This is a genomic window from Wolbachia endosymbiont (group A) of Apoderus coryli, assembly GCF_947251615.1.
In the GTDB taxonomy this organism is placed as follows: domain Bacteria; phylum Pseudomonadota; class Alphaproteobacteria; order Rickettsiales; family Anaplasmataceae; genus Wolbachia.
Map to the genome: position 1 here is coordinate 825,030 of NZ_OX366367.1, position 13,233 is coordinate 838,262.

Annotated in this window: 11 protein-coding genes and 1 pseudogene; 6 read left to right on the plus strand and 6 right to left on the minus strand. The window is 34.2% G+C overall.

The window, feature by feature from the left end; all coding sequences use genetic code 11:
• Window positions 1-30 precede the first annotated feature (30 nt).
• From OPR43_RS04210 to ruvC, 3 genes are read left to right on the plus strand one after another with little or no spacing between them, the layout of a single operon-like run.
• On the plus strand, window positions 31-690 hold the full coding sequence (locus tag OPR43_RS04210; protein ID WP_265034322.1) for a TenA family protein: 660 nt from the start codon (window positions 31-33) through the stop codon (window positions 688-690).
• A gap of 47 nt (window positions 691-737) precedes the next feature.
• Window positions 738-1,565 (plus strand): cytochrome c oxidase subunit 3, encoded by an 828-nt coding sequence (locus tag OPR43_RS04215; protein ID WP_265025485.1) that lies wholly within the window; start codon window positions 738-740, stop codon window positions 1,563-1,565.
• Complete coding sequence (gene ruvC / locus OPR43_RS04220) at window positions 1,566-2,054, plus strand: crossover junction endodeoxyribonuclease RuvC (RefSeq protein WP_253309367.1); 489 nt, start codon at window positions 1,566-1,568, stop codon at window positions 2,052-2,054.
• Window positions 2,055-2,098: 44 nt separating this feature from the next.
• On the opposite strand, the gene ruvX is transcribed toward ruvC, so the two are convergent.
• Window positions 2,099-2,566, minus strand: coding sequence for a Holliday junction resolvase RuvX (ruvX, locus tag OPR43_RS04225; protein WP_265034323.1), 468 nt, complete (start codon window positions 2,564-2,566; stop codon window positions 2,099-2,101).
• A 450-nt stretch (window positions 2,567-3,016) separates the two neighbouring features.
• On the opposite strand from ruvX, the gene OPR43_RS04230 reads away from it, so the two are divergent.
• The gene (locus OPR43_RS04230; RefSeq protein ID WP_265034324.1) at window positions 3,017-4,039 is read left to right on the plus strand and encodes an IS110-like element ISWen2 family transposase; all 1,023 of its coding nucleotides are present in this window, start codon (window positions 3,017-3,019) and stop codon (window positions 4,037-4,039) included.
• Between the two features lie 267 nt (window positions 4,040-4,306).
• On the opposite strand, the pseudogene OPR43_RS04235 reads toward OPR43_RS04230, so the two are convergent.
• Together OPR43_RS04235 and ychF are read right to left on the minus strand one after the other, a co-directional pair.
• Window positions 4,307-5,241 (minus strand): annotated as a pseudogene (locus OPR43_RS04235) (transposase).
• A gap of 298 nt (window positions 5,242-5,539) precedes the next feature.
• Window positions 5,540-6,634 (minus strand): redox-regulated ATPase YchF, encoded by a 1,095-nt coding sequence (gene ychF / locus OPR43_RS04240; RefSeq protein WP_265034325.1) that lies wholly within the window; start codon window positions 6,632-6,634, stop codon window positions 5,540-5,542.
• A 107-nt stretch (window positions 6,635-6,741) separates the two neighbouring features.
• Here ychF and OPR43_RS04245 point away from each other — a divergent pair, with 107 nt between their 5' ends.
• Together OPR43_RS04245 and OPR43_RS04250 are read left to right on the plus strand one after the other, a co-directional pair.
• Window positions 6,742-7,656 (plus strand): OTU domain-containing protein, encoded by a 915-nt coding sequence (locus OPR43_RS04245; RefSeq protein WP_265034326.1) that lies wholly within the window; start codon window positions 6,742-6,744, stop codon window positions 7,654-7,656.
• An 84-nt stretch (window positions 7,657-7,740) separates the two neighbouring features.
• Window positions 7,741-8,913 (plus strand): CCA tRNA nucleotidyltransferase, encoded by a 1,173-nt coding sequence (locus tag OPR43_RS04250; protein ID WP_265034327.1) that lies wholly within the window; start codon window positions 7,741-7,743, stop codon window positions 8,911-8,913.
• On the opposite strand, the gene OPR43_RS04255 is transcribed toward OPR43_RS04250, so the two are convergent.
• From OPR43_RS04255 to OPR43_RS04265, 3 genes are all read right to left on the minus strand, one after another.
• Window positions 8,910-11,360 carry a hypothetical protein gene (locus OPR43_RS04255; RefSeq protein WP_265034328.1) on the minus strand — a complete coding sequence of 817 codons (2,451 nt, stop codon included), beginning with the start codon at window positions 11,358-11,360 and terminating at the stop codon, window positions 8,910-8,912. The two genes, OPR43_RS04250 and OPR43_RS04255, sit on opposite strands and share 4 nt — an antisense overlap.
• A gap of 135 nt (window positions 11,361-11,495) precedes the next feature.
• A complete protein-coding gene (locus OPR43_RS04260) occupies window positions 11,496-12,029 on the minus strand; it encodes an HK97 family phage prohead protease (protein ID WP_265025479.1) in 534 nt (177 codons plus the stop codon).
• A gap of 164 nt (window positions 12,030-12,193) precedes the next feature.
• Window positions 12,194-13,081, minus strand: a complete 888-nt coding sequence (locus OPR43_RS04265; protein ID WP_265034329.1) for a hypothetical protein — start codon at window positions 13,079-13,081, stop codon at window positions 12,194-12,196.
• Window positions 13,082-13,233: the final 152 nt, after the last annotated feature.

Consider the following 13,233-nt stretch of genomic DNA (forward strand, 5'->3'; position numbering starts at 1 on the left):
ACGTTGACTTGATCTTTATCGGTAACTACAGTGTTCAGTGGCATAATTAGGAGCTGTTACGGGTCAAATCTTTTAAAGGATATAATTGAGCATCCTTTTAATGTTAAGTTGGCGAATAACACCCTAAATATAGAGAACTTCAAATTCTATGCTCAACAAAAGACGTTGTTCTTAGATGATTATATTCGTACCACCTTAATTACTGCATCCAGAATGGAAGATTATAGTAGTATTATCTCGCTTACTGAAGTAGCCCAAAGAGCAGTGACTGTTAATAGAGTGCTATATAACTACTACTTTACTATGTACGGTATAAGTCGTGGAAAGAAATCTCTTGAGTGTTTTAATTTCACTAATTTTCTTTTATCCATCTCGTATAGTAATACCTATGAGGCTATGACGGTTTTGTATTCTTGCATGTTTATATACAAGACTGTCGTTGATAGCATGAAAAATAGATTCAAAAAAAATAATAGATATAGGGATTGGTTTAATTTTTGTTACAGTGATTCAGTAAAGTCTGGATGCATTATTTTGGAAAATATTATTGATGGATATTGCAGCAGAGCAAGAGAAAATGAAAAGAGCAAAATGCTTGAGTTGTTTAGAATAACTGCACAATTTGTGTTAGATTTTTTGAACGGTGCATATAATTTTTCAAGATTCAATCAATTTCCTAAGGAACATTGACAATTTTAAGCTAATTTGTATCCTTAGTAAGTATTTTTTTAAATGCTATGAAAAGTAAAGAACATGATTTTCATTTAGTGGACCCAAGTCCTTGGCCAATTGCTATATCAGCAGCAATTCTTATTCTTGCACTTGGATTAGTTGGCGCGCTTCATAAACAAATTTTCGGAATGTTTGGTTTAGCTTTAGGCATCTTCGCGGTATCAGGGGTGCTGTTCTACTGGTGGAGAGATGTAATAAGGGAGGCCATTTATGATAAATGTCATACTACCATTGTAAAACATGGACTCAAATTTGCAATGTACTTATTTATTCTCTCGGAGGTCGTATTTTTTATAGTGTTCTTTTGTTCATTCTTTAAAGCCTGGCTTGATCCAGTTTTTTTATTTGAGGCGTTTTCTCCTGCAAAAAAAGTTGAATGGCCCCCTGAGGGAATTTTGCCACCTGATCCGTGGTCACTACCATTCATGAATACATTAATATTATTGCTTTCTGGTACAACAATTACTTGGGCAAATCACTCTTTACTTGAAAATGATAAAAAGAGCATGATTAAAATGCTGTCCATAACTATATTGCTTGGGGTTTTTTTTATAATAGTGCAAGCAATAGAGTATCATGAAGCGAGTTTTTCTCTACAAGAAACAGGAGAAAAGCTTATTTATACATCCAATTTTTATATGATTACCGGTTTTCACTGCGCACACGTTATAATAGGAATAATATTTTTATCAGTGTGTTTATTTAGAGCACGGAAAGGCCAATTTACACTTCAGGACCATTTGTGCTTTGAGTTTGCCTCCTGGTATTGGCACTTTGTAGATGTAGTCTGGATATTTTTATTTTTATTTATTTATTGGTTAAGCGTTTATTAAGTGGTTAAAATAATAGGTCTAGATCCAGGGATAAGCAAGACTGGTTGGGCTATTATCAGCCTGAACGAGAAAAATAATATTGAATTTTTGGGCGGCGGTACCATATCAACTGATGGTAAATTGGGTACAGGTGAACGCTTACATATAATTTTTGAACAATTAAAGAAAGTAATATTTCAATATTCTCCGAATGAAGCTGCAGTAGAAAAAATTTTTGTTAATAAAAATCCTAAATCTTCACTAACTTTAGGATATGCAAGAGGGGTTGTAATTTTAGCGTTAAAAATAACAAAGCTAACTATGAATGAATATGATGCAAACTATGTAAAAAAAAGCATTACCGGAAATGGCCATGCTGATAAGGATCAGATTATATTTATGGTGAAGCAAATAGTTAAAAATTTGAGTATAAAATGTCACCATGCTGCTGATGCTCTTGCTGTAGCAATTTGTCATGCTTATACGAAAGGTTCTTGTTTTGTTGAGTAACTTTTATATGAGATTCAGTTTGAAGATTTCCAGATCTGAAAAAACTATTTGATTGTATTTATCTTGTCTAACGTTCGTTGCAAAATAATACATGCGGAGATTTTATCATCTATTTTTTTCGATTTTGTGATTGATATTCCAGTGATTTTTAGTGTATGAGTTGCGATAGATGTTGAGAAGCTTTCGTCTTGTAAGTATATATTTACTTTATATTTTTTTATTATTTTATTTGCGAATTGGATTATGGTTTTACACCATTTAGTTTCTTGCTCGTCCATTTTGAATGGTAGTCCTATTACCATTGATCCAGCTTCATTTTCTTTAAATATTCTATGCAGATAACCTAAATCTTTGTTCATATTTTTCCTATAATATACACTATGAGCTGTGGCTATAAGCTGTGTTTTATCGCTAAATGCTATGCCTAGTTGCTTTTCTCCCATGTCAAGGCACATTATGCGCTTATCTTTTGGAATAGACTTTAGGAACTCATCTGGATTTCTATGTAGCATCTATTAGACTTCCTTTAAAGTGACCTTACCCAGAAAAAGTAGAGAGAAAGTTAAGAAAATTTTTTACAAAAAGAATAATGAATCAAATTGCTCAGGAATGCAATAATTAATAGCAGAATGCTTATGCTGTTTATACACAGCTTCTAATTTAAACTCAACTGTATATTCTCTTCTTTTTGTTATTACTACTCCTTTTGAAAAAACATTTTTATTATAAAAAAACGCCTTGTATCTTGAAAAAAGCATCTAGTGTTTTTAAGCTTAAGCATTAGGTGGAGAAGGGAAGAACTCTGGAAGATTCCTTAGATATAAAATCTGTAGAAAAGAAAAGAGTTCCCTTCTCAAAAGTAGAGGCTGGACGGTATCGTAGAAAGGCCTAAATGGTTCTAATTCTGTATTCACAAGGTAAGCCTTACTTTTCATTTTTAATAGTAGTATATGGAGTTATATATGATCAACAACTTTTTAGGTATAGATGTTTCAAAAGAACGCTTTGATGTTTCTCTCTCATTCATAAGTAAAAAAGGAAAGCGTGAAACTAGGAAAAGGAAATTTAAAAATGATGATACTGGGTTTCAAGGTCTACTGAACTTTCTACAAAAACATAACGTAGAAGAAGTAAAAGCTTGCATGGAATCCACTGGTTGTTATAGCGAAGCTTTGGCTGAGTTCCTCCACAACGCTGGATATTTCGTTAGTGTTGTAAACCCAGCTTGCATAAGATTTTATGCAAAAAGTAAGCTTACACGACAAAAGAATGACCAGACTGATGCAGAGATTATTGCAGATTATTGTCAAAGACAGGAACCTTCTCGTTGGATACCACCTTCTCCTGAAAAGAAAAAATTAAAACATCTTTATCGTTGCTCAAATGCGTTAAAGGATGAGTTAACATTAGCAAATAATCATTTAGAAAAGAAAGAGAGACTGCCTAAAGAAGTTGCAAATGCTTGGGAAGACCTTGCAATGAACATAGAGCAAAAAATAGAAACAATAAAAAACTCCATACGCGAACTATTAAAACAACACAAAGAATTGTTGGAAGATTTTCAACTCCTATTAACTATTCCAGGAATAGGAGAGGAAACAGCAATAGCTATTTTAGCTGAAATTCCTGGTATAAAAGCCTTTATAAATGCTAGGCAATTGGCAGCATATGCTGGAACTATACCACAAAATATAACATCAGGCTCATCCGTACATGCCAAGCCCAGATTAAGTAAAACCGGTTCACGAACATTACGTAAGGCAATGTACTTTCCTGCTATAGCAGCTAAAAAGCATAATCCTATCATTATGGCTTCTTGCGAAAGATTAAAAGAGAAAGGCAAGCATGCTATGGCCATAGTTGGTGCTGCAATGCGTAAGTTACTTCATATAGTTTTTGGTGTTTTAAGTTCAAAAAAGGCCTTTGATCCAGATCATATCAAGAACTATAGGGCTAAAAGGTTAACTGAAGGTTTAGTACTTTAAAATCAAAAAATGCTTCTAATTCATCTTATGTAAAATGGCATCTTACACAAATTTATTGAATGTTGTTGGTTAGTGGATATGTTGATAAGTAAATTTCTGCTGTTTTATATGTAACTAATTTACTTATCAACATATCCACTAACTATAATCTGTATACTGCTACACAGTTGGAAGTATTTTTTGATTTTATTATGCAATTTGGAGAATTTTTATGACTTTTTTGTTGACTAACAAGACGGTATCTTTTCTTTCTCTTCACTTTTTCTCCTATGATTGTTGTCCAATAAAAAATTCAAATTTTGTGAAATCTTTAAAAACCCAGTCATTTTTAAGAGTATAGAAAATAGTTGTAAGAAATTTCCTGGCAGTAGCAATAATAGCCTTAGTAGAACCACGCTTTTTTTTTACATAAGCTGTTCAGATAAGCGTATAGCAACCCAAGTACACTGCACTAAAGAATATCACGTTTGTTCCGATCGTGCACTGTTGATTAGATTTGTGGCACAATTCCAAAATATGCAGTAAGTTTCTCAGGCCTATGAAAATCATTAATGTCTCCAATTGTTGCAATAAAAATAGCTGCAGAAATTGGGCCAATTCCTTTTATGCTGATAAGGTTCAGGAAGCTGTTCGGCAAAAGCTATAATTTCCTTCTCAAGTTTTTTAAGACTTTCCCGAATAGCTTCCAAATGATAGCTAATTACTTCAATTTCAACCTTTTCTAAAGGATCCCAAGTATACTTTCCAATAGCACCCACCTTAGTTGTAAGTGCTTCCTTTTTAATTTTTATCCCATGGTAATTAAAAAGACCATGCATTTTATTGATTAAAGATACCCGTAACTGGTCTCTTGTTTGAAGAAGAGAAGCTAACTGCTTGCATTGTTTGCTTTGCTTCAGGCAACATACCTTTGCTTAGAAAAAAAGCAATAGCTCGCGCATCGTGCTTGTCCGTTTTGTTCACAGAGCGACGAACAACTTCAAACTGTCCAGGAGACCACGCGCTTAACATAAGGTGACACTGCGTCATAAAAAAAACAGCTATTGCCTGTTAGCTATTTCATCTGTTTCTTGAAGATTTCTGATAAAATTATTTAAGTCTTTTAAGCGAAACGTTTGAATATACTCCGATTTTCCTTCTTGCAAGTAACAAACAGTAAAACTATTGGTATAATGCCTATGTGACGCATATTTTTCCTCCAATTGCACATTTCAATATATCAGAGTACTGGTTGGTCCAAACTCCTATACGAGGTCATCACATTTTGTGAGCCTCACCGGTGGCAGAATCTGAGTAACGAGGTCTTCTTTCATATACTTTATACAAGAACACTCAGAAAAAGTGCCAACCTGCCACCTATCCACTCTGAGAAGTGATTATCTTCTCTTGCTTCCAACCAAGCAATACCTAATTCATACCTTCTGGGTAAGGTCAATTGTTTCTTAAACCTCTCCCCTAAACGGATACACTGTAGAAGGAGAGTTTCTTCTCCCCAGAAAGCTACACATTAAACCTAAAGTGCATTATATCACCATCTTGTACGATATAATCTCTGCCTTCAAAGCGAATTTTTCCTGCGTCTTTACAAGCCGGTTCACTTCCATACTTTATGTAGTCTGCAAAGCTTATAGTTTCTGCTTTTATGAAGCCTTTCTCAAAATCAGTGTGGATTGCACCTGCAGCTTTGTCAGCTGTTGATCCTATTTTTACTGGCCATGCCCGTGCTTCTTTGGGGCCCACAGTAAAGAAAGTTATCATACTCAGCACTTCATACATAATACGCGCTACTCCATCAAGGCCTGATTCTTGTAAGCCAAATTCTGATAAAAAACTCTGTTTTTCCTCTTCACTATCAAGATTTGCAATATCTGCTTCAAGTTTTGCTGAAATGCAATAAAATTTGCTTTTATTTTCCTCCGCCATTCTCTCTACCTTTTTAGATAATTCATTGCCAGTTATAACATTTGTATCTTCAACATTGCAAACGTACATAACGGGCTTTGTTGTGAGCAATTGAAGCGACTTCATCTCATCTCCATCGATATTCTCCAAGCTTCTTGCAGGTTTACCTAATTTTAAAGTAGCTAATACCTCTTGCATTAATTCAAGTTGTCTCTTTAGCTCTTTATCACCTTGCTTTGCTTTCTTTTCCAATTGAGGAAGCCTTTTTTCTATGCTATCAATATCAGCTAGGATTAATTCCATTTCTACCACTTCAGCATCTGATATTGGATCTATTTTACTGTGTACGTGGCTAATATCGTCATCCGTAAAGCACCTGAGCAGATGAACGATGGCATCAACTTCTCTGATATGGCTTAAAAATTTATTGCCGAGCCCTTCACCTTTGCTCGCACCCTTTACCAGACCTGCAATATCTACAACTTCTAATTGGTTGTAGATTACCTTCTCTGAACCGGCAATTGCTGCGATTTGTTTCAAGCGCTGATCTTTTATCGAAATCTTGCCTATATTTGGCTCGATTGTGCAGAAAGGATAATTTGCAGCTTCGGCTGCACTTGACTCTGTAAGAGCATTAAATAAGGTTGATTTTCCTATGTTTGGTAACCCAACTATACCACAGTTAAAGCTCATATTTGCTATTTAAAGCCATAATTATTGCATAATTTAAGAATTTTTGCTATACTTAATTAGTTACAATTTTGTTGGTATAGTAATATATATTAAATTGAGGTAAAACCATGACTACAGCTCAGAAGCAGAAGCTACTAAGTGATTTTTACAATGTTGAAAGTGAAGTAACTTCTTTAAATAGTAATTCTTACCCTGACAATTTTTATGTAGGGCAAGCAATTGGTAATGGAAGCTGCTTTTTTGACTCGTTCAGACAAAGTCTAGAACAACAGACAGGAGAGCAAGTTACTGTCGAAAAATTAAGAAATGATTGTAGGGAATTTGCGCAAAAGAATCCGCCAGAATGGTTTATAGATGCAATTGCCAATAGTTATGATAACAATGGCCAGCGCCGTAATGAGACTGTAAGTGATTATACAGCAAATATCATGAACAACAGTAGATGGGGTGATTCTGACATTGAAGGCAGAATACTTTGTGAAAAGTATGGTGTGAAATTGCATGTTGTAGAGAGTAACCCATTGCGTGCTATTGACATCCAACAAGATCGGTTTTTGCATCAATTAATAGACAATTCAGGTTCAAAAAATGCAGGTGAATACAATAAAGTTGATTATGATGATAGTAGTATTGTGCATGTAATAAACAAAGGCGGATTGCATTTCGAACCGTTGCTTGATAGAAATAAAAGTTTAGCAAAACAATTACAAGAGGAAGCTAAACTTAAACAAGAGCAAGAACAAGAAGATTTCCTATTAGCAAAAAAACTTCAGGTAGACGAGATCTTAGAGTACTGTAACCTTTCAAAGGATATCTCTGAGAGAGCAGAGGTTGAGAAGAGATTTGATGAGTTATTGGCAGAAAATGCTAATGGAAAAATTTATGATGTTGTAGAGCAGTGCGTTAGTGATATAAAGCAGCGCATAGAGCGCTCTGAGAAGCAAAACCCTTCAAATTTACCAAGATGTGGTATGGAGGAACCAAGAATAGAAAAAGCATTTCATCAACAACCACACCTGTAAAATCTTTATAGCCCTATATATTTTTATATGGGGCTTTTTGCAAGCATTTCATATAATATGAACTTGCAGTACGTACTAACCTAAATGCAAGTTGACCATGAAACTAGTTTAATTATTGATGCCATAGAGGAATTTGGTGGTGAGGCTAGGCTTGTCGGCGGGTGTGTGAGAGACTCAATTTTGCAGCGTGATGTCCATGATATTGATCTCGCTACCAATTTGCTTCCTGATCAGGTGATGAAAGCGCTAAAACTCCGTAATATAAAAACTATTCCAACTGGCTTAAAACATGGGACTATAACTGCGGTTCTAAATCAAAGATCTTTTGAGATCACAACACTAAGGCATGATGTGAAATGTGATGGCAGGCATGCAAAAGTAGAATTTACTAATAATTGGCAAGCGGATGCTTCAAGGCGCGACTTTACATTTAACGCTCTATATGCAGATAAGCATGGCCATATATATGATTACTTTGGTGGTATCGAGGATTTAAAGGCGCGAAGGTTAAACTTTATAGGCAACGCTGAAGATAGAATTAAAGAAGACTATCTACGTATTTTAAGAGCATTTCGTTTTCATGCAAAAATATGTGTCGGAGATTTGAGTGATGAAATACTAAGCGTATGCAAAAAGCATTCGCATATGATCCAAAACCTCTCTGGAGAGAGAATAAGAGATGAAATACTTAAATTGCTGGAATGCAATGATCCTTTTCCAACACTTAAGAGCATGCAAGAATCTGATGTGTTACAAAAAATTATTCCAAAAGAAGTCAAATGCGAAATTCTGTCTTCGTCACTTCTTTTGGGCACTGATGCACTAGTAAAATTAGCGTTACTCCTTAGGACCACCAAAAATGACAGGCTAAGTCTTGGAGAATATGTAAGCAAATTTTTACGTCTTTCGAACAAGCAAAAGAAAAAGCTGCTATTTTTACTATCCAACGATATCAAAACAGAACTCTCAGAAAAAGAGCAAAAAAAATACATATCTTTATTTGGTAGAGAATTATATTGTGATTTAGCAAAAATTTGTGGTGTTGAGTCTGGAGAAAATGTTGATAAATACATTTCATTTGCTAACACATTCAATATTCCAAAATTTCCTTTATCTGGCGATGATTTAATAAGTATAGGTCACCAGCCAGGAAAAAGTTTAGGTAGGAGCTTGGAGTTGCTAAAACAACATTGGGAAGACAGCTCCTACACTTTAACAAAAGAGGAGCTGGTGCTTTATGTTAAGAGCCTACTCTAACTTGCTTTCCGACTGTTCAATGAATGTATGCTTACAGTATTAGTGTGACTCATCGAGGAATTAGGTGTGTATTCTTTTTTAGCTTTTTCTGTTAATTGGTATTCGTTTACTCCTCCTTGAGTTTGATTACACATTCCCTGATCTGTAGATAAAAATTTATCTCTTATGCTTGATGTCAGTTGTAACTCTTGAATCTTATCTAAAAAAAATCTCATTCTAGCTTCTACTAGCTCTTTCACAACAATTTCTTTAAGTAATTCTACTGAGTCGTTATTATTATTATTCTTGCTATTAAAGCTGTGCAAGATAGAGTCTACAATCTTATTTACCCCTTCTTGTTTGTTAAATTCTAATTTTTTTACGCATTTTCTAACAGAAGGTGACAACTTGGCTTTTAACGTGCCATCTCGTAGTTCTTTACCTACATTTTCTCCAATGTTACAATGTTTGTTGACAACTTCTTTAACCTTGGCTTCTATGATCTCCCTTGCGGATTGTTTTAAATTACTTTCTAATAATTTAAGTAATTCTTTACTTTCAAATTTTCCACTATTTTTATTTGATAGAGATTTTATGGTTTCATCAAGCACGTTATGGCAAAAGTGCTTTTCTTTAAATTCAGGAAAACCTTTTTTTAACTCCTCGTTTTTCCTAGATAAAAAGTTATTGAGATTCTTATCCCCAAAAAGCTTATTGGGCAAGTTCTGCAATTTTGAAAGGGTTGATCTACTAGAGCTAGTAGTTGATTTTCCAGTAGATACTGTGCTTACCAAACTCACTGCATCTGGCTTGTGAGCTTTTGTTTGTTCTTGTGATTTTTTAGTTTTTTCATCAATATCTTCTAATCTTTTATCAACATCCTTTAACTTTTCTTCCAACTTTTGTTGTTCTTGATTATTTAACAGTAGTTGTTGCTTTAACTGTTCTTCCACAATTGACAAATTTCCCTTTAAGCTATCTATTTCAGTTAACTGATCCCTTTTTTCTTCCTGTAGTCTCTTAATATCAGCTTCCAATTGGCTTTCTACTTGCTTCTGTTCCTTTTTTAGCTGCTCAATCAACTTCTCTTGTTCTGCAAGCTTTTCTTGTAACGCTTCATCTGATTCTTTCTTTAATTCTGCCTTTAGTCTTTCTATTTCTTCAGCTTTATTCCCTTCTAAGATCTGCTTTTCTTCTTCAGTAGCATTTAGCTGACTGACTAAAATTTTTAATTTATCTTCTAAGTCAACTTCTTTTCCCTGTAGTCGTTGCTCTCGATTATTTATTAATAGCTCTTTTTCTAACATTCCTATCACATCCAAAAAAACTTTCTTTAAGCTATCATCTATTCCAGCTAACTCCCATTCTTTACTTCCTTCTAAGATCTGCACCTGTTTTTGTAATTTAGAAACCTCATTTTTTGAGTCTTCTCTCTCTTTTACTGCAGTTCTTAATTGACTATTTAAATCTTTCAATTTATCTTCTAAATCAATCTTTTCTTTCTCTAATTGTTGCTTAGATTCCTGAGTGCTTTTCAATTGTATTCTCAATTCCTCCATTCCAGCTAATTGATCATTCAATCTGTCTATATCTGATTTCTGCCTTCCTATTTCATGATCTAAATTCCCAACTTTGCCTTCTAATTCTGCATTTTTTTCTTGAGCTTGCTTTAATTCACCTGCTAGCTTGCTAATTTCTTCTTCCTTTTCCTGAAATAATACACTAAAAGTACTACCCAGTACAGATTCTGAATTTGTTAAAATATCAATAAATTCTTGTACCTTCTCTTTAAGAACTTCACTTTCCTGAGCAACCAAATTTTGTTCATTAAGAATTCCCTTATATCCATCTTTAATGGTACTTATTAACTGATCATGTGTACTATTTATGCCCTGTGCTCCGAACTTATCCATAAGCTTCTTTAGATCAGCGCCAAGGTGCTCATGTTCTTTTCCAATTTTACCTACCTCCAATAAAATGCTATCTATTTTTTCTACAGTACTATCACTTTCTGACAACACTGTAAAATTCTCTAAATATTCTTCATCTTCTTGAACCTCTCCATTCTCGCTTATTACTTCACTCTGGCTCCCTTTTTCTGCAACTTCAGATTCTAAATCAGCTTCAATATTTTTATCCGTTGTTTCAATGTATTCGGTCTGCATTGTTGTATCTTGAAATGTAGTTTCATCCTTACTTATTACTTCACTTTGACTCCCTTTTTCTGCAATCTCAGGTTCAATTTGAGCACTTTCATCTGTTATTTCAGGATCATCAGTCCGAATTTCATTACTTCCAGTAGCTTTATCGTAATATAGAATATTTTCTGCCCATTTGTTCCATTTCTTTGGTAGTATTCGTCCAATTGTTTTTAAGTACAACCAAGCAAATACAGTAGACCAGCTGTATTTTTTTTCCTTTCGTTTAACATTAATTTTATAATTAACTGTATTATTAATATTTAGCATAAAATTACCTTATTTTTTAACTTTAATTTACAGAAAATTTTAACAGTAATAAAGTTATATATATTAGTATAAATGTTAAATAAATACTAACGCAGGCGTCAAATTATGGTAAAGTCTTTGCCCGCCTAATACACTTTAAGCAGAAATACACATGTCTGTAAGTACAGCATTTGCTTTTCCTATCGCTCTTGCTAACATTTCCTGTTCATTGTTCTGATTTTTCACATTGATTACCTGAGCAGCCAAGTTTGCAGGAAAAGTGACCAGACTGACTTCCCATAATTCCACTTGTTTTAACACTCTAGCTCCGCTTTTATGATCAACATCATACTCTATAGGTATATAGCCGATGGAAAGTCCGTTAATTGCTCCAGTTTTGAGCATCAAATACACTTCTTCTGCTTTCTGAATACCCAAAAGTAAATGTGCAATTATATATAGACCAACATCATTCTCATAAATATCTATGATACTACCTATAGGTTCACCTGGATTGTGCTGCCAAAGGAGTTTTATTTTATTTCTGTTTAAATTTTCCTTAAATGCCCCAGGTAAGATCAGGTCATTTTGTTTATCAACTATATTAAAAACGCTAGCATAACCAGAAAATACACCGTTTTCTCCTATACTTTTTATTGACAATGGTGAATAGAGAAATTTCTTATTCATAAAGCCTCCTGTAGGTTATAGTATTGGGAATTTTGTTTGTATAATGCACTGCAATGTCAAATCTATTATATGCAGTTCTCTAAAAAGGGGAAGTATTTTTTTTAAGTAACAAAATAGCAAGGTTTTATGACTTGCTATTTTGTATACAGAAGGGTAGGGGAGAGCTATCTGTTCTGTCCTTGCATATTTGGTTGTTCAGTTGCAACATCTTCCAAATTTGTAGAGACAGGAGCAAGCGCCCTTCTCACCAAAGCCGTTGACAATGCAGCACCAATTCCTGCTCCGGCTGCAGCTATCAGACCAGATCTTAATGATTCTTGAAATCCCACATTTATTCCAATTGCTCTTCTAGTTATGCTGAAACCTAAAATTACCATGCCTCCTGCTAAAGCTGCTGATAATCCAGCCATTGGTTCACTTATTGAGTGTACTAACCTTTGTGCTATTTCTCTTGATGTTGTAATATCCATGGAGTCTGAGTATCTCAGTTGCCGTGATAATACAAGGTATGGTATGGACAGCAATCCTCCAAGTGTTGCCGTAACAATGTTACCTACTTCTGATTCTCCCAGACGAGTTTCTGGGTATGTCATTACAGCGGATATTGCAAGTACTCCACGACATATATCTATTCCTGACCATTGTCCTAAAATTCTATTTCGTCTTTCTTCTTGCATAGATGCTATAAGTTCTGCCCTAGACTCCATAATTTCTCTAAACAACATCGTAGCTTGTTCCTGTTGTGAAACCTCACGTACTCGCCCTAACTCTTGTGAAGTTTTCCCTCCGATACTTTTTACAGCATCTTCTAAGTCTAACAACGATCTGTTATTTAACCTTACACCATTTTGACTATCACAAGAGACAATGCAGTCTAAAATTGTCATTCTCAGATTATCATTAATTTCTATATCATCATTAATATGATCTCTTAATTCATCGATAATCTTAAATGCTCGATCTTGCATATTTCTTACTTCTTCTTCACTACTTTCTGCAGTTATGAGAAGAATTATTTCAAGCAACTCTTGTTGTAAGTTTTCTAAATCCATAATAATTACCATTAATATTTAAACATTTAGTTAAATAATATGGTACTATAGTTATCTAATCAAGATAAATAATTAATATATTAAGGAATAAAATGCCAATTAGCAGTCAAAAGAATAGAATGAAATATCAAGCGATATCCTCTATAATTAAA